Origin of the sequence: Pseudomonas sp. NPDC079367, from assembly GCF_044542195.1 — a bacterium.
Lineage (GTDB): Bacteria > Pseudomonadota > Gammaproteobacteria > Pseudomonadales > Pseudomonadaceae > Aquipseudomonas.
In genome coordinates this window covers 1-18680 of sequence record NZ_JBITTW010000027.1, presented here as the reverse complement: position 1 = coordinate 18680, position 18680 = coordinate 1, and the positions used below count along the sequence as shown (strand labels likewise).

The following is an 18680-nucleotide window of genomic DNA, read 5'->3' as shown; positions in this document are numbered from 1 at the left end:
GGTGCGCTCCCCCGCCGACAATCATCAGGCGATTACTGAAGCAGTTTCAGTACGGCCGATGGCAGTTGGTTGGCCTGGGCCAGAACCGAAGTCGACGCTTGTTGCAGAGTCTGCTGCTTGGTCAGCTGGGCAGTTTCAGCGGCGAAGTCGGTGTCTTGTACACGACCACGTGCAGCTTCGGCGTTTTCGTTGATGTTCTGCAGGTTGGCGATGGTGCTGGTCAGACGGTTCTGAACGGCGCCGAGGTCAGCACGGGTGGTGTTGATGTTTTTCAGTGCTTCGTCGATGGCGGTCATCGCGCCACTGAAGTTTGCTTCGATATCGGAAGCAGCACCAGTGATAGCCTTGCCGTCCAGTGCGCTCAGAGCACCGGCAGTGTTCATTGCGTCAGTCAGGGTGATGCTGATCTGGTTGTCGGAACCGGTGTTGGAGCCCACCTGGAAAACCATCGCGGTGGTAGTGCTACCGTCGAGCAGGTTCTTGTTGTTCAGCTGGGTGCTGGCAGCGATACGATCCAGCTCTTTGGTCATCGACTGGAATTCTTTGTCCAGTGCATCACGGTCATCGGTAGTGTTGGAGTCGTTTCGTGCCTGGAGAGCCAGTTCACGCATACGCTGCAGGATGTTGGTCTGCTCTTGCATCGCGCCTTCAGCGGTCTGCGCGATGGAGATTGCATCGTTGGCGTTTTTGATTGCCATGGTCTGACCGCGGATTTGCGAAGTCATACGGTTAGCGATCTGCAGGCCAGCAGCATCGTCTTTGGCGCTGTTGATTTTCAGGCCGGACGACAGACGGGACATCGAAGTGCTGAGAGCGTCGGAAGCACGGTTCAGGTTTTTCTGAACGCCCAGGGAGGTGGTGTTGGTGTTAACAGTCAAAGCCATGACGAATTCCTCGTTGGTTGGGTACTACGGCTTCCGGCCTTGGCAATTCGCCGGGTGTGGCACAGAGAACCTTCGTAATAGTTATCGTCGTCATGGCACGTTGCTTTAGCTGATTTTTTAAAAATAATTGGTGGCATCCCGCCAGCCCAGCAAACGCGGGGATTTGACGCCAGAAATCAGCACATCATCAAACATGACTCAGGGTGTTTCAGCAGATTTACACCCCAGCGCACAGAATCCTGCGCATGGCAGCTCTCGTCGCTCGAACGGAGCGCAAGATATGGATGGTGAAAATCCACACACAAAAACGCCGCCAGGGTAAGGCGGCGTTCTTTAATGCAACCGGCTGTCAGTCAACGCGCTCAATGATCGCCGAGCCCCACGACAGGCCGACACCAAAGCCGCTCAGGGCGACGCGCTTATGCTGTGAACCCATCACGTGCTTTTCAAGCAGCAGCGGAATACTGGACGATACGGTATTGCCTGTCTCGGTCATATCCTTGACAAAACGCTTGGGGTCACCGCCCTCGAAACGCTGGGATACCGCATCAACAATCGCCGCGCTTCCCTGGTGCAAGCAGTAAAGGTCGATGTCCGTGGCTTGCAATTGGCTTGCATCAAGCAATTGCTGCAAGTGAGCCGGCACTTTGACCAAGGCAAAATTGTAGACCTGACGACCATTCATGAAGAACTTGCCATCGGTGGTACGCAAAAATTCCGCGCCTGCGCCATCGGTGCCGAAAAGCGACTTGCCCAACTGCCAGTGCGCACCTTCGCCCATCCAGGTCACCGTTGCGGCATCACCGAACAGCATGGTGGTGTTGCGATCTTCAGGATCGACAATCTTTGAATAAGGATCGGCCGTGATCAACAGACCGTTTTTCAGCCCGGCAGCCTCCATGAAACCCTTCATGGCATACAAACCGTACACGTAGCCGGAGCATCCCAGAGAGATGTCGAAGGCGGCGATATGGGTCGGCAGACCGAGCTTGTGCTGAACGATCGCGGCAGTGTGCGGTAAGCCTTCAGCATCGCCGTTCTGAGTGACAACGATCACAACGTCGATTGAGGCCGGGTCCAACTCAGGGTTGCCGGAAAACAGGGCATTGACGGCCTCGACACACAGGTCGGAGGTTTCCTGTCCGGCGCTTTTGCGGGGCAAGAACGTCGAACCGATCTTGCCGAAGATGAATTCCTGATCCTTACCGAATTTCGCGCCTTGCGCGTAATTGTCCAGCCCTTCAGCCGGCACGTAACTGGCGATACTTTTAATGCCAATCATATGGCTTCCCAATTCAGAAAAAGCAAAATGCCCACCAGGCACCACGAATGCGCGCCAGGCAACAAACGCCTGACAACACCGTTCGCCGGCTTAGCTGTCCCGGTTGCGGGAATGATAACAGTGAAGATGCCCGCCGTGACTTCCGAGTCACGCGCTTTTATCGAATCGGTTGCCGACAGGGCCAAAAACGGCGCAAGGCGCATCCAAAGCCCGGGGCGCCCTGCTCACTGATTGGGGTGGGTTTTGCAAAGGCAGTTTCACCCGCCATGACTGAAAACCGCCACGAATGGCGGCTGGTGAAAACTTCTGGCTGGAGGTTTTCCTGTTTCCCGGGCCGAAGACCTTCAGGCCTTCAAGCAAGATCGGCCAGGGCTGCAGGGCCCTGGCCTTTGGTGAATTCGTGAAGCTTTTCCAGGACATCATTGACGATGGCCTCACGACCTTCCATCGCGCTCAGTCGTTGAACAGCTTCGTTCAATCGACGAATGTCTTCGGGAAACTCAAAATAGCTGAAAATCTGCTCACTTCCGGAAACCTTGCCATTCTCAAACTTTGAGATCGCTTTGATCATTCGGTTCGGATGCTGGCGTATGCAGGCTTCGTCTTTGACGAAAACGGCGAGGAAGTCGCTCCATACATCCTCATGCTGAGGGGTGATGAAGGACTCCAGCAACGCGGGGTTCATACCTTGACGCTTGGCCCAGGTGACCAAGGCACTCCCTGCGTCAGGGTAGAAACGCCAGCAGTCGACCGGATAACGGTGAAAGGCGCCGTTAGAGGGCACGTTGATGAACATAAGGCCATCCGGCTTCAGAACCCTCAAGCACTCCGTGAACGACAGCCAGAACATTTCTGAGTGCTCAAGGCAGGAGGAGCTGACGATCACATCGACAGACTCACTCTCGAACGGAAGGCTGTACGGGTCGGTCAAGACGACGTCGACCCCTTTTCCGACGACGAAGTCAACCCCAATGTAGTGCACGCTGGACGGCGCGACTTCCCGAAGTGACCCGTTCACGTTTTGTGCGCCAATCTCGACAACCACGCAAGTTGAGTCTTCACCCAGATAGGTATCGAAAAACAATTGTCCATTTTGCATTGCGGTGGGGTGCATATTTCAAATTTCCAATCGGAATGAAGATAAGGTGTCGACGCAGAACATCAACCTGCTACAGCCCTGAACACGTACTGCAACGGTAACGCATCCTGGACAGCCATCTCCGGATCCCTCCCCGCCGCCGCAGCCATCGCATGGATCACTGGCAGAAATCTCTCGCGCTGAGGCTCTTCAAAAACGCGTGGCACGCCCGCTTCGACAGTCAAACCGGCCTGGTTGAACATTTCGAGCATGGTGGTCAGCGTAAACCAACGAATATGTGTTCTGTCGAACAGACCGGAGTCTTCATAGCGGAAATCACCCACACTGAGCCGCGCCTGAACACTCCAGTGCTGAGCATTTGGAATGCACGCGACGACACAGCTGCCGGGGGCACTCGCCTCACGGATTCTCTGCAAGAGCTGCCATGGGTCGTAAAGATGTTCAAGCACATCCCCGAAGACCCAGCAGTCAGCGGCCAGATCGCCGGCAAGCAAATCATCGCTGGCCGTTTCGATATTCATGTCAAGCACACGATCACAGTGCTCGCGTGCCAGTTGCGCATAGCCTGCATCGATCTCGATCCCGGTGTAATGAACATCGGGGTTCAGTTTTCTGTATTCGCGCGCCAGCGCACCCGAGCTGCAGCCGATCTCCACGACACGCTTGGCATTGGCAGGCATCAGCTTGAGTAAATCCGGGTTATGGAACTGATGGACCGGCGTTTGTTTCTGCACAGTAGCCTCCTGAGGCTTTCGGGTGTCTGTAACGGCATACTTTTCCTGATAACGGCGAAAGCTCTCGCGCCACGCAGGCGTACCGAACGCACCTGCGCTTTCATGGACAACGCTCAACGGCCACGTGCCCATGCTCATACCGTTCAATTCAGCCGAACGACAAAAATCCATGTCATAGAAATGAAACTCGAATTGCTCGTCAAAGCGCACTCCGGCCTGTTCCAGGCGCTCGCTGTCCGCCGCAAGCAGCAGCCCGTCGAGCAGTTTGCAAGGTTGTGGCACAGGCCCGAAATTGGAGACGACACAGGGGAAACTATTGCCGTGCCCGACCATACCACTCAGGAAGCACGCCTGATCCCAAGTGAACCGGTCATCAATGAAGGCCCACGCGGGTTGCCCCTCAACACGCCGAGTGTTGCCTGCAAGCCCGACAATATCGAACGCTGCAACGCCTTCGCGTATCCGCTCGCTCCACAAGAAGTCACACAGGTGCACATCGTCATGAACGAACACCAGAATGGCAGGATTGTCCCGGGCTTCATCAATGACGCGGTTGTAAATAGTCGAAAGCCCCTGCGTATTCTCGGCAAAAAGCCTGATTTCAACGGGATTGGCCGACTGGTGGATCAACAAGGAGCGGCCAAGAGCAGTCTCGGTGGAGAACTCCTGCTCAGACACGCGCGTTCCACATACGATTCGAATAGGTTTCATGCGGGCACTTCGTTATTGAATTTGGACAAGGACACACGACGTCGCGGTATCTCGCGCCTTGGGTACCCCCGTGAGTCACAACGTGAAGCCGCCCCCCTGACCAGGGAGCAGCCGCACTTAACCGGTAATCACGCCAAGGCGCTTACAACATCGCCATCCAGGCCAACTCGCCAACGGTGTCAGGCGTCTTGTCAGATGCCGCCCCGGTGAAAGCCTGTGGCCAACGCTCGGCCAGCGCCTGCGCCACACCGGCGTCAGGTGCCGAGAAATCTGCAACGCTGATCTGAGCCTGCGGCGTCCATACCACCGTAAGGCCTGCGTCCTTTGCCAGCAGGCACAACTCGATATCCGCACCTGGCAGCGCCTGCATACCGCCGCACTGCTCGAACAGTGACTTGTGCATCATCAGGCAATCCCCGGAAACAGCCATGCAACCACGCACTGACAATGGCCATTGATCAGCGGTGCCCAGCCAAGGCGAGTCAATTTGTGGGCCGCTCAATAAACCATAACCGGCATGCGCCAGGGTTGAATCAGCGCCATACAGCGCGCCCCCGACAACGCCGACTTCAGGGCGTTGTGCCTCGTTGAGCAAGCCTTCAAGCCAGGCAGGGCTGATGACCTCTGCGGTGGCCGACAGCATTACCAGATATTCGCCCTTGGCCTGGCTCGCCGCCAAATTGAGCAAGTCGTTACGCGAAGCACCGGACTCTGCGTTCAACACCCGCACACGGTTGCCCACTCCACGGTGCTCGCCCACTTCGTCAGCGCCACTTTCACCCGAGCACGCCACGATCACTTCATAACGTGGATAGCGCGTACGTTGCAGCACGCTGGCCAGGCACGCCTGCAACGGCGCTGCACCCTCCTCGCTGGCCAGCAGGATGCTGACCAATGGCGTGGCGGCATGACGAAAATCGATCTGCAACACGCAAGTGCCGTCGTCACTGACATGACCACGATAGCCCAGTAGCCTGAGGTGACGTTCCAGCACTACCTGGGCCTGGGTCATCAATGCCTGCGATGACTCTTCGCCGAGCACCAGGTAGTCATCCAGATGAGCAAGGCAGGCCACGCCCTGCGATTCCACCAGACGCAGCAGCAGGTCAAGCTCGACGGCCTGAGGCTGGGCATCGCCGAAGCCTCCCAGGTCGAGCACGGCCTGACGTCGTATCAGCCAGTGGCGAGACATCAGGGCAGGTTGACCGCGCAGCAGATCGAGATCGGCACCTGGTCGCACGACGCTCTTCAAGCGCCCGTGGCTATCGCGTTGCACTTCGTTGGCGCAGATCGCCTGGCAGGTTGCTGCATGACTCAGCTCCAGCGACAAGTGCAGCAATCCGCCAGCGAGCAACTGCTCACCGGCCTTCAGCAGCAGCATCCATTCACTCTGCAATTGGCGCACGGCCTGATTCAGGTGGGCGACCCAGTTGCCCTCCGTAACCTGAATGAAGTGCAGGGTGTCACGCGCAGTGGTGATCACCGGCGGCTTACCGGCCTTGAGAACCAGCAGCTTGAAATTGCGTACGCCACTGGCAAGCAGGCTGTCGAAGGTGGCTTGCAAGGCGTCGTCATCGTCGGCGAGATCGAGCACAACGAATGCAATTTGCTCACCGGGCGAGCGCGCCAGATGCGCGGACACACGTTCACGCGCGAGCTCATCCGGCGTCGCTGCCGCCAGCGTCGCCAGCACTTGGCCCGAAGGGGTAGCGGCCAGGCTCTGCTGCGCATCATAAGACGGGATCTGCGCCAGCCGCTGGAGCCAGGCATTGAGCTCACTGGCAATAGCTTCGTCGTCTTCGCTGGTCAAGGACGAGACCAGCCGTTGGCAGACCTCGCGATTGAACCGGCCCAACTCCAGCGCCTGCCAGTAACGATGCTGGAGACTTCCGCGGGTATCGTTGGGGTGAGTCAGCAAGAGTTCGCGCTGGCGAACCCAACTACCCTCCAAGGCCTGGAACTGCTGCCCGCCCGCCGGCCAGGCATGACAGAGAAACTCCAGCGAGGTCAGGTATTGGAACACTGACCCGCTGTAGTACGGAAGCTCGACGAACTGACGCGGCTCGAACACCCGCTCCGGATCCTCTTTGACACTCGTCCAGGACGAAGTGAACAGCAGCGGCTGCTCCAGCGCGGCAAAGGTGTTGCGGACAAAACGGTTGAGCAGTGCAAAACCTGCCTCACCCGTGCACAGGCCAAACCCGGCCGCATCCCACTCAAGCAGTGCGCGAACGGCCTGGGTGAAGCGCTCTTCCTGAGCGGCAACGGGCAGCGTGCAAGGCGCGTACTCACAAATCACATCGGTCTGCTCAATGGATTCGATCCCGCCCTGCGCCAGCAGTGCATAGGACAGTGCTACGCGCCAGCCGGAGAAATCCAGGTGACCCGGCACTTGCGCCAGTGCGCTCTGCAAGGCCTCGACTCGCAGTACCGCTCGCCAGGCAGGCTGGGCCGCCTCGGCGTACTGGCGCAAACGAGCAGTGGCGCTGACTTCGGATATGGGTGCGCGGACAGAGCCGACTTTGTGATAAGCCGCTTGCCCATTGCCTAGCGCATAAGCCAGTGCGTAACCCTGAGCCCCTATGGCGTGCGAGGCTGCCTGCAAACGAACAGCGGCAGCGTCCAGAGCTGCGGGCAAGATGAAGTCGCAGTCCAGCGCGAGGACCACCAATGGTGTCGTCACGTTATCCAGCGCGTGGGCCAGCCGCTGGCTGCACAAAGTCCCGCTGCCGGCCTGCAACGACTCCAATGACAGAAAGGAGACTTCGTTCTGATCGTAGAAGTGCTGTGTCCGTGCTCGATAGCCCGCCTGTTCATGCCCGAGCAGAACGACCGTAACATCACTGCGCGACCCGGTTGCGATTGCGTTCATAGCGTACCTGTTTCAAATAATGGGTTCAGCGCCCGGCTTGGCCGAGCGTCAGGGTTCAGTCCGCCAGCCAGGCATTCGCCCAGTGCTGCAGATGACGCGGTGTAAGCAAATAGTCTCGTAACACCACTTCACGCAGGGCATCGCCTTGACGGTAGCTGGCCTGGGGATCCGACAAGTGCATGCGAATCGCCTCCAACCACTGCTCAGTCGAGTTTTCGCGCACCCGCGTGCATGGCAAGTACCCCGCATAGGCCCTTGTGTCGGTGCAAATCACAGGAAAGCCGCACACGCCATATTCCAGCAGGCGCAGGTTGCTCTTGCAGTCGTTGAACAGATTCTGCTCGAGCGGAGCCAGGGCCAGGTCGAGGTTGAGGCTGGCCAGCTTCTGCGGGTACTGAGCCAGCGGTACGCCTCTGTGGAACTCTTTTACGTAGGGACGAAGAATGTCGGGGCACATGCCGAAGAAGACCCAGTCGACTTCATCGGCCAGGCATTTGACGACATCCAGCATCAACTCAAGGTCACCACGGTGACTGGTTCCCCCCGCCCATCCGACCCTCGGCTTGATACTCGTCTGGCGCTCGCTGGTCAGCCCGGCCCACAGCGAGGCTGCGAGCATGTTGGGTACCACACGAATATCCTGATGCATGTGTGACAGCGCATCGGCCAATGGCTCGGTAGAAACGACGAGCCGATCACACAGACCTATGGCCTGACTGAGTTTTTGCGCGGTGTCAGCCGGCCAGTTTCGGACATGGTCGTTCTTTTTCGGCGGATCGATGATGTAGTCATCGATCTCGAAGATTCGGCGGGCGTTGGAGAATTGCTTGAGCCGTGCGATCTCCTTGCTGCTTTCGTTCGCATAGCGAAGCTGGATGATAATGACATCCGGCTTTTCACGTTCTGCCTCGACAGGTTTCGGCATGCTGTAGCTCAGACGCCCCTGAATCCAGCCAGCGCGCTCCAGCTCACTGAATGGCTGAATGACGCGGTAGTGACCGACACCGGACGCATTGAACGGCAAAGCCAGCACTGAAGGCATCGCGCGGTCGATGAAAGGATCCCAGCCAGTGCGCAGACCGGGTTCAAGGTTGAAGCTTCCCTGGGTCAGGCTCAGGTTTCGATTGTAATTGGGGTCACAAGCGACCTTGGGCAGCCACCGCTGATAGAAGGCTTGCTGGTCGGCCTCCTGATCGATGGCCGAGGCAGCGCTTGCCATACCCAATCGCGCCACTTTGGAAAAAGGCGTCCAAACGACCAGGTAGCCAAGCTCGTGTGCCCGCAGACACAAGTCCGCATCGAGCCAACTCTGTCGCAACGAATCAGTGTCCAACCCTTGCAGCTCACGGAACAGCGTCCGTCGAACCATCAGGCAATTCAGACTCAGGGCGCTCCAGTTCTGCACCACATTCAAACGATCGAGATAACTGCTATCGACACAACCCACAAACGGATTACCTGCCAGCCCCCGCAGGCCCAATACCAGAGCACCCGCAGCGACCGTGCCATCACGGCCGAACAGCTTGGGCCCGACGACGCCCACTTCAGGACGCTGGGCTTGTAGCATGAGTTCATCAAGCCACTGCCCATCGAACAGTGCACACTGCGCATCCAGCAATAAAAGGTAATCACCCCGCGCCTGCTCGCTGGCTTGATTCAAGCTCTCTGCTCGAGATCGCGATTGCACGCCAACGACCCGCAACTGATCGCCGCCCAGCCCTTCCATCGCCTTTAACCAGTCTTGCACCTCGGCTGATTCATCACCGTTGGCGATCAGCAGTACTTCATACGCGCCATAACGGGTGTGCTCGAACAAAGATTCGACACAACGGCGCAAGGTCAGCAAGTCTGCGCAGACCGGAATCAGGATCGACACACTGGCCGACTGTGGGTGCTGATAGCGCACCCGGGTTGTTACGCTATCGGGCGTACTGTCGACCTGGGCCAAGACGCCCAGACGTTGCAGATGCGCGCGCACTACCGGTGCGGCCTGGGCCTGAATGGCGGGATCACGCATCCAGTCGGCGTAACTGTACTGACTCTGCACGAGCACTTCAGGGATGTGCTCAACCACCTGCAAACCGTGAGTTTCGACCAGACGCCAGAGCACATCGTGTGACGCCAGTTCCGCGTACTGTTCGTCAAACCCGCCGATCGACGATAACGCCTCACACTTGAACGCCAACTGCCGTCCCACGTAAGGCAAGCTGCGCATCAGATCGAGATTGAAATCGGGCTTGAAAATCGGCATCGAGGGCCCTCGCCCATCGTGCGTCCCTTCATCGCTGTACAGGCATAGCATGTCCGTTCGCAAGGCCATGCGTTCGGCCATTATGACCAGCGCATGAGGGTGTAGACGATCACCTGCCTGCAGCAGAAGTATCCAGTCCGCCTGAGCGTCATTGGCCAGCAAGGTATTGATCTGGCCAAATCCGTCATCCCGCAGAACCTGATATTCCACCCCGGCAACGGCCGGTGACGTTGAACCGGCAGGCCCCAGCAACAGAATACGGCTGGCAACGTAAGACTGCGCCGTCAGACTGTCCAACGTCGCGCGCAGCGCAAGCTCGTCATCTTCATGACAGAACACCACAGGCATGATGCGCGGCTGACAGGGCCACTGTTCGATGCGCTTGGGCAGCAGACGCTGCTGTCCCTCAGACAAACTGCGACACTCCAGCCATTCGGCATACAACGCAGCGAAATCAAGGCTGCTCGTACCCACCTGCTGGTTGAAAGTCGCGATCTGTTTGGTGAGGAAATTTCGGAGATCCAGTTCTTCCCACACCGGGTCAGCACCGTGATACGAAACCAGCGGCAGATAGCGCACGTAGCCTTCGGCAGGAGCCTTCTCACTGGTGCGCGCAGCCAGCATCTGCAGCAGCCACTCACTCTCGCAGGCAAACACTTCCGTCATTGCCACCTGATGGCTGAGCCGGCCCGGATGCATGCGCTCAAAACTCAAGAGTTGATCCAGGCTGGCGAGATGTCCGCGACGCAGCAAACAAATATAAAGAGCCATGTCCAGGCGTGCGACAAAACCCTTTCCATCCTGCACCAGCGAGCCAAGGTATTCCTCGACTTGAGCGCGACGGAACAGGGCATGGCTGATGCCGCCGAACAGGTTGACCGTATTATCGGCGACACACGCCAGCAGGTCGGTACCGTGGAGCACGGCGCTTGTGGGCGAGATCAGGCAGTTGAGCAAACGAGAAGGAAGCAATATGTCGTCAGCATCGCAAAGCAATCGCTGACCGATCACTATGCTCAGTTCCTCGTTTTCTTGCAGCACGGTGGCCTGGCGACTGATGCAATGGTGGACCAGGGAGTCATCGTCGCAGAGGAACTTGATCATTTCGCCCGATGCGTGATTCAAGCAGGCCAGCAGGTTGCGGGCAAAACCCAAACGCTGGTGATTACGCACATAACGCAGGCTCGCTGACGATGTCTTGGCTAACTCTTCGCAGATTGCCTCGATTTCCGGACCGGAGCTGTCATCGCATATGACGATTTCCAGATGCGGATAATCCTGATTGATCGCACTGAGGAGCGCGCCGCGAAAAAATTCAGGATTGAAGGCAGGAATAGCAATGCTGACAAGGAGCCGATCGTTCATTTGGGTAACCTGGAAAGAACGCCAGGTGACGATGGCCGTCACCTGGGTGCGTGCAGCGTGGAGGGTCTATCAGAGCCGGTTGAACAGGCCGAGCGAAGCGATTTTGCTGAATGCCAATTGAGAGGCTTGCAGCATGTTTTGCTGCAGGGTCAGCCGCGTCATGACTTCTGCAGGGTCAGAGTCACGAATGGTCGATTGCGTCTGTGAATTTGCCAGCACCAGCGCTTCGTTGGATTCGATTTGATTGTCCAGCGCCGCACCGCGACCGCCGATCGAGCTGATACTGACAGAGACCTGATCGAGACCGCTGGCGAGGTTGGCCATGCCGGCGGTCATCGCCGCTTGCTGCTTTTGGGTAGCGACAGCATCACCACTGCTCGGCGTATTGAGTGCGGTTTTCAACTGGCTCACGGTGTCCAGAATGTTCTGGGTTTCGTGGGTATTGACCGCAATATTGAACTGATCACCGTTCTGCAAAGGGTTGGCTACGGTGTCGTTCAAAGTGAACTCCACCCCGGATGCGGTAGCGGTATTGCCTACCATCGTGCCGCTGGAGACCGGTTGACTGTCGGCAGTAACCGGCGCCGCGTACAGATCGAACGTCGTGGCGCTGGTGAACTTCAGCACCGCCGAGCCACTCGGGAAGCTGGCGTTGTAAGCGGCCTGATCGGTGATACGGGTGCCAGTCGCCTGCACCGCACTTGGGTTACCGGGGCCACGGGATACGTTGAAGGTGTCCGGCTTGCCTTCAAGCGTGAACGTGCGACCCGTCAGCGGGGCGGCAGGGTCATTGATGTTCAGGGCCAGATCGACGCCGCGAAAACTGATGCTCTGCCCCTTGGCGTTGCTGATCACGCCGCCCTGAGAGGCCTCATTGGTGACGTCGTTGCCCAGGCCGTCAGTGATCTTCAACTGCGTACCGCTGACAAACTCCACGGTATACGGCTCCCCGCCGCGAAATTTGCCGTTGTACGTCACGTTCGAGCTGACCTGACCGTCGGACAAGGTCACGAGACCGTCATTGATCGAGCCAGTGACCTGGGTGCGACTGGTATTGATCGCCTGCTGGAACACTTCCCAACCGGTACTGTTGGTGGCCATCGACATGCTGTCGCCAACGGGCAGATTCAGGGTTACCTGGTCGCCGTTGTAGCTGTAGGTCCCATCAGAGTTGCGAGTGAACGGGACGGTGTCGCCCTTGGAGCCGGCGAAAATGTATTTGCCGTTTTCGTCCTGGCTGTTCATCAAGCTCAGCAGCTGGTCTTCGATCTTTCCCAGTTCCGAGGCATTGGCCTGACGGTCGGCATCGGTAAAACCGGCGTTATTGGCACCAATGGCCAGTTCCTTGGCCCGTTGCAGGACGTTGGTGATGCTGGTCATCACGGACTCGGCCTGACCCAGGGTGGCCTTGATGGTGTTGGAGTTGATCTTGTACTGGGCAAGCATCGAGGCTTGCTGGCCCAACTGCAGCAAACGCGAAGCGCCAACCGGATCATCGGCCGCGGTGTTGACGCGAACGAGGCTGCTCGCCTCTTCGCTGCTCTTGACCACATTGGCGAAGTTTTTCTGATAGTTGGCTGCCGAGGAGGCGTAAAACTGGCCGGTGGAAATGCGCATGGGCTACGACTCCTTAAAGACTGCTGATCAGTGTGGCGAAAGTTTCTTGCGCAGCCTTGATGATCTGCGATGACGCGGTGTAGTACTGCTGAAACTTGACCAGGTTGCCGGTCTCTTCGTCCAGATCGACACCCGAGAGCGAATCACGGGCGCCTTTGGCATTGGCCAGAATGGCATCGGTGGCAGCGCTGTCGAGTTTGCCCTGCGCCGCTTTGGCGCCGACTCCTTCAACCAGCTTGCCGTAGGCGTCCGTCAGGGAAATACCTTTGCTCGCCGAGCCGGTATCCACGGTTTGCCTGGTCTGCAAACCGGCCAGGATGCTGCCGTTGCGGTTGTCCAGCGTGCCCGGCTCACTGAGGCTGATGTTGATCGCCGTACCCTTGCCAGGCGCGCCGGCCACGGTCATGTCGAAACTGGCGGTGTATTGCGTAGCCGGCGCCGGCGGAATCGGTGCGCCGGTCGAATCCTTGAGCGCGATGGTCAGGTTCAGCGTGTTGCTCTGACCCGGCTTGATGGTGCCGCTGCTCAGCACGCCACCCTTGGCGTCCAGCAATTGATATCCCTGGCTGGTGCCATCGGCCGACGGATCGCCAAACACTACCTTGACCGGTGTCGAATACTTCAAGCCGTTCTGCATTGCAGTGGCCGTCGTTGCGTCGTAGATGTCGAATTTGGTCGTCAGGGTCGGCTGACCGCTGGCCGGGATGGTCAACGTGCCGCTGGCACCCGAAGCAATGGCTGCACCCAGCGGCGCCGCAATGGCCAGACGTTTGGAGTCAGTCATTTCGGTCTTGATATTGGTCGCTGCATTGCGCGTCGGGGTGATTTTGAACGTGTCACCCGCCGCTGCCGTGCCGTTGGTGAGTTTCAACGAAAAACCGTCGATCACCGGTGGCGGGTTGGTGGTGGTGCTGAATGCGCCAATGGCGGTGCCTTCCGGCAGACGCTGTACGGTGTAATCCGTGGCGCTGGTGAAAGTCACTCTGTAATCGTTGATGGTCAGCTTGCCGCTGTCTTTGATCGTGACTTCGAAATTGCCCGAACCCACGCTGTTGCCATCGGTGGCAATGCTGCGCTGGGCGATGTTGGCGGCGCTGTTGATGCTGTTGAACAGGCTTCCGCCAAAGTCACCGTTCTTGTCGATGCCCTGCGCCTGGATCGTGTTCATCTGATCGGCAACGACAAGCGCTACGCGACCCAGCTCGTTCATCGCCGGATCGAGCACGGTGCTGCGATAGCGCAGCAGGCCGCCGATCTCGCCGCCGGTGATGTTCGCCGTCATGTCAATGACACTGGAGCCGTAGTTCAAGACAACGCCCAAGCGGGAAGGATCGGTTTTGCTAGGGGTCATTTCCAGTTTGCTGGAGGTTCCACCTATTACCAGCGGCTGACCGTTGCCCAGGTAAAGATCCATGTTGCCGTCACGCTCGACCACCTGCGCGCCCGTGAAAGTGGACAGCTGGCGGATGGTCTCGTTACGCGCATCGAGCAGCTCGTTCGGCTGGCCGCCGCTGCTGGAAATCTGGGAAATCTTCTGGTTCAACTGAGCGACGGTAGCCGCCAGCTTGTTGACCTGATCGGCCATGCTCGTCAGGTTGCCGTTAATGTCAGAGTTCTGTGCGTTCAACTGGCTGGAAACCGAGTTGAAACGAGCACTCAGGGCTTGCGCATCGCTGAGCAGCAATTGCCGGGAAGCATCATCGCCCGGCTTGGCATTGACGTTCTGCACCGAGGCGAAAAACTTGGTCAGCGCGCCATTGAGGCCGGTACCGCTGTCGGACAGCAGCTTGTCGAGCGGTGTGACCTGGGCCTGGTAGGCGGCCGCGTCGCTGTTGAGCGAAGTGCTGGTCTGCAACTGCGCATCGATATAGCTGTTGTAGACCCGACGCACATCCGCCAGGGTGGTGCCGCTACCGATCCAGACGTTGCCGTACTGGTTTGAGCCCTTGGTGTTTTGCACGGTTTGCTGACGGGAATAGCCGGCGGTATCGACGTTGGCAATGTTGTTACCGGTTACCACCAAAGAAGATTGGCTAGCGGATAAACCCGACATCCCGATATTGAGCAAACTCATGGTTCAGACCTTATTACCTGTGCCTTATAAAGGCGTGGTGGAGACACCCGCCGCAGCGTAGTTTTCAAAACTGTTCATCTGCTTGGCAATTTGCGAAATCTTCGTCGCGTAGTTCGGGTCGGTGGCGTAACCGGCCTTCTGCAACTCGCGTACAAACTGTTCTGGGTTATCGGCTGACTTCAGCACTTCTTGATAGCGATTGTTGCTCTGCAGCAACGTCACCAGATCGTGGAAGCTGTCCTTGTACGAGGCGTAGGAACGGAACTCGGCCGTCTCCTTGACCATCGCGCCATTGCGGAACTCGCTGGTGATCGCCCGGGCCGAATCGCCCTTCCAGTTGCTGCTCGCCTTGATGCCGAACAGGTTGTGGCTGCTGCTGCCATCCTGGGCGCGCATGACCGATTTGCCCCAGCCGGTTTCCAGTGCCGCTTGCGCCACCAGATAACGCGGGTCGACGCCGATGCGGTCGGCGGCTTCCTTGGCCATCGGCAGCATGGTGTTGACGAATTCGTCAGCGGAACTGAAGGCCTTCTTCGCCGGCGCCAGCGGAATCTGCGCCATGGCGCGGCCGTAAACCTGCATCTGCCCGCCAGCGGCTTTCTGCTCTTCGGCACGGGCCAGCCAGTCGCCGTTGTACAAAGCGCCGGAGCCTGTGACGGCGGTAGTCGCAGCCCGTTGCGGCAAGGCGCTGGTCGCAGCTGCCGACGTGTTGGCAGTGGCAGCACTCGGTGCCGACGGCACCAGACCGGCGAGCAAGCGATCAGCCAGTTTTGGCGGCAGAGCCAGGCGACGCTGATTGATCAATTGCATGTCGTTGCGGTGAGAAATATCGGTGTTCGGCGCATTCACCGAACGCGACGCCCACAACGGCCGCTCGCCGTTCACGCGAGACAGCGGACCGTGGGTGGCAACGGTGCCGGCGGCAATCGGCGTCGGCACGGCGGCGGCCTTGGCCAGCGCTTCCTGCTGCTTGGCGGCGGACGCGGCGGCAGCCTCGCCCGGGGCCATCGGTTTGTTCTTCGACATCTGCCGGATCAGCACGTCGGCCAGGCCGATACCACCGCCCTCCCGGGACATGGAAACCGCCAACTGCTGGTCGTACATTTCCTGATACTGCTTGGCCGCCGGCGTGTTCAGCGGGTTGTCCTGGCCGAGCGCTTCGGTGGCCGAACGCATCGACTTGAGCATCTCGCCAAGGAACAGCGATTCGAATTCCTGCGCAACCTTGCGCATGTTTTCGTCGCTGTTCTTGTCGCCGACCTTGAGCTGGTTCAGACGATTGAGGTCGGAGTACGAACCCGAATCGCTGCTGCTGACCAGACCACTTTTGCGCATATCCATGGTGGCCGGCCTCAGATCACGATCAGGTCGGCTTGCAACGCGCCGGCCTGCTTCAGAGCTTCGAGAATCGCCATCAGGTCACCCGGCGCTGCGCCGACCTGGTTCACCGCACGGACGATCTCGTCGAGGGTGGTGCCCGGGCCGAACTTGAACATCGGTTTGGCTTCCTGCTCGGCATTCACCCGCGAGCGCGGCACGACGGCGGTCTGGCCGTTGGACAGCGGACCCGGCTGGCTGACGATCGGGTCTTCGGTGATGGTCACGGTCAGGCTGCCGTGGGTCACGGCGGCCGGCGACACTTTCACGTTCTGGCCGATGACGATGGTGCCGGTGCGCGAGTTGATGATGACTTTCGCCACCGCCTGACCCGGATCGACTTCGAGGTTTTCCAGGATCGACAGGTAATCAACGCGCTGGCTCGGATCCAGCGGCGCAGTGACACGGATCGAGCCGCCGTCGATGGCTTGCGCAACGCCAGGGCCGAGCATGTCGTTGATCTTGTCGACGATGCGCTTGGCGGTGGTGAAGTCGGAGCGGTTGAGGTTCAGCGTCAGGCTGTTGCCCTGGTTGAAACCGCTCGGCACCGAACGCTCCACCGATGCACCGCCAGGGATGCGACCGGCCGACGGAACGTTGACGGTGATCTTCGAACCGTCACGGCCTTCGGCATCGAAACCGCCGACCACCAGGTTGCCCTGAGCGATTGCATAGACGTTGCCGTCGATACCTTTGAGCGGCGTCAACAGCAAGGTGCCGCCGCGCAGGCTCTTGGAGTTACCGATCGAGGACACAGTGATGTCGACCTGCTGACCCGGTTTGGCAAACGCCGGCAGATCGGCACTCACCGACACCGCCGCGACGTTTTTCAATTGCACGTTGCCCGATCCCGGCGGCACCTTGATGCCGAACTGCGAGAGCATGTTGTTGAAGGTCTGCAAGGTGAACGGCGTCTGCGTCGTCTGGTCACCGGTGCCGTTAAGCCCGACCACCAGGCCGTAACCGATCAACTGGTTGGAACGCACACCGGAAATGCTGGCGATGTCTTTCAGCCGCTCGGCGTGTGCGGTGAACGCCGCAGACATCAACAACGCGGCCACCATAAGGCTTTTCAGATTCAACGTAGCCACCTAGAAAGGGAACAGCGGGCTGAGGAAGAAACGGTCGAACCAGCCTGGCTGACTCGTATCGGCAAACGCGCCGGTACCCGAGTAGGTGATGCGCGCATCGGCGACACGGGTCGACGACACGGTGTTGTCGGTCGCGATGTCATCGGCGCGGACCATGCCGGCGATGCGCACCAGTTCGTCACCGGTGTTGAGCGTCAGCCACTTCTCGCCACGCACCGCAATAATGCCGTTGGGCAGCACGTCGGCCACGGTCACGGTGATCGAACCGGTCAGGCTGTTGCTCTGCCCGGACTTGGCGTCACCCTTGGTCGAACGGTCGGCGCTGTAGCCGGCGTTCAGGCTCAGGTCGCCGCCACCGATCGGGTTGTTGGTGGTCAGGCTGGAGCCGAACAACGAGGTCAGACCGATGCTGTTGTCGCTGTTCTTGTCCATCTGGGAGTTGGCATTCTTGCTCGCCTGGGTGCGCTCGTTGAGGGTGATGGTGATGATGTCACCGACCCGGAACGCCTTGCGGTCGCTGTACAGGTTCTGCTCGAAACCGGCCTGATAGATCGAGCCGTTGTTGGCGGCAGCCGGCAACGGTGTGCGCGGCAACACCGGGGCGTAATACGGGTCATTGGGCTTGGGCGTCGGAGCGACGCAGCCCGCGAGCGAGACGACCCCACTCAATGCCAGAACAGATACAAAGCGATTCATGACCCTACCTCACGGTGTTGCTGGCGACCTCAGGCCGCCCCAAAGACTGGATTACAGATTCTGCGTTACGAACGAGAGCATCTGGTCGGCGGTGGAGATCACCTTGGAGTTCATCTCGTAGGCGCGCTGAGTGGTGATCATGTTGACCATCTCTTCAACGGTGCTGACGTTGGACGTTTCCAGGGTGTTCTGCAGCGTGGTACCAAAACCGTTCAGGCCCGGAGTGCCGATCTGTGGCGCGCCGGAAGCCGCGGTTTCCAGGAACAGGTTGTTGCCCACGGCTTGCAGGCCGGCCGGGTTGATGAAGTCGGCGGTCTGCAGGTTGCCGATCACTTGCGAGGCCGGGTTGCCGGCGATGGTGATCGACACGGTGCCGTCACGGCCAACGGTGAAGGTCTGCGCATCGTTCGGAATGATGATCGCCGGTTCCAGCGCGAAACCGCTGGCGTTGACGATCTGGCCATTGGAGTCGAGGTGGAAAGTACCGTCACGAGTGTAGGACGTGGTGCCGTCCGGCTGCAGGATCTGGAAGAAACCGCGACCGTCGATTGCCATGTCCAGCGGCTGCTCGGTGGTTTGCAGGCTGCCGGCGGTGACGTTTTTCTGCGTGCCGACAATGCGCACACC

At 59.0% G+C, this 18680-nt stretch carries 12 protein-coding genes; all 12 read right to left on the bottom strand.

Annotated features, from left to right (window positions below; genetic code table 11):
• Window positions 1–32: 32 nt before the first annotated feature.
• Window positions 33–884: a flagellin domain-containing protein gene (locus ACIGDJ_RS19275; RefSeq protein WP_101158630.1), complete on the bottom strand. Its 852-nt coding sequence runs from the start codon at window positions 882–884 to the stop codon at window positions 33–35.
• Window positions 885–1233: 349 nt separating this feature from the next.
• The gene (locus tag ACIGDJ_RS19270) at window positions 1234–2166 is read right to left on the bottom strand and encodes a ketoacyl-ACP synthase III (RefSeq protein ID WP_101158629.1); all 933 of its coding nucleotides are present in this window, start codon (window positions 2164–2166) and stop codon (window positions 1234–1236) included.
• Between the two features lie 352 nt (window positions 2167–2518).
• Window positions 2519–3280 (bottom strand): class I SAM-dependent methyltransferase, encoded by a 762-nt coding sequence (locus ACIGDJ_RS19265; protein WP_101158627.1) that lies wholly within the window; start codon window positions 3278–3280, stop codon window positions 2519–2521.
• A 47-nt stretch (window positions 3281–3327) separates the two neighbouring features.
• The gene (locus ACIGDJ_RS19260) at window positions 3328–4710 is read right to left on the bottom strand and encodes a bifunctional 2-polyprenyl-6-hydroxyphenol methylase/3-demethylubiquinol 3-O-methyltransferase UbiG (RefSeq protein ID WP_157830881.1); all 1383 of its coding nucleotides are present in this window, start codon (window positions 4708–4710) and stop codon (window positions 3328–3330) included.
• Between the two features lie 142 nt (window positions 4711–4852).
• Window positions 4853–7582: a glycosyltransferase gene (locus ACIGDJ_RS19255; RefSeq protein WP_397480032.1), complete on the bottom strand. Its 2730-nt coding sequence runs from the start codon at window positions 7580–7582 to the stop codon at window positions 4853–4855.
• Between the two features lie 55 nt (window positions 7583–7637).
• A complete protein-coding gene (locus ACIGDJ_RS19250) occupies window positions 7638–11198 on the bottom strand; it encodes a glycosyltransferase (protein ID WP_397480033.1) in 3561 nt (1186 codons plus the stop codon).
• Between the two features lie 69 nt (window positions 11199–11267).
• A complete protein-coding gene (locus ACIGDJ_RS19245) occupies window positions 11268–12815 on the bottom strand; it encodes a flagellar hook-associated protein 3 (RefSeq protein ID WP_101158624.1) in 1548 nt (515 codons plus the stop codon).
• 13 nt (window positions 12816–12828) lie between these two features.
• Entirely contained in the window at window positions 12829–14889 is a 2061-nt protein-coding gene (flgK, locus tag ACIGDJ_RS19240) for a flagellar hook-associated protein FlgK (RefSeq protein ID WP_101158623.1), read from the bottom strand.
• Between the two features lie 24 nt (window positions 14890–14913).
• Window positions 14914–16230: a flagellar assembly peptidoglycan hydrolase FlgJ gene (flgJ, locus tag ACIGDJ_RS19235; RefSeq protein WP_312996726.1), complete on the bottom strand. Its 1317-nt coding sequence runs from the start codon at window positions 16228–16230 to the stop codon at window positions 14914–14916.
• An 11-nt stretch (window positions 16231–16241) separates the two neighbouring features.
• Window positions 16242–17330: a flagellar basal body P-ring protein FlgI gene (locus ACIGDJ_RS19230; protein ID WP_256589804.1), complete on the bottom strand. Its 1089-nt coding sequence runs from the start codon at window positions 17328–17330 to the stop codon at window positions 16242–16244.
• A 27-nt stretch (window positions 17331–17357) separates the two neighbouring features.
• Window positions 17358–18053, bottom strand: coding sequence for a flagellar basal body L-ring protein FlgH (flgH, locus tag ACIGDJ_RS19225; RefSeq protein ID WP_042558188.1), 696 nt, complete (start codon window positions 18051–18053; stop codon window positions 17358–17360).
• A 51-nt stretch (window positions 18054–18104) separates the two neighbouring features.
• Window positions 18105–18680 (bottom strand): flagellar basal-body rod protein FlgG (flgG, locus tag ACIGDJ_RS19220; RefSeq protein WP_397504594.1); only part of this gene is annotated, 576 nt, incomplete at its 5' end.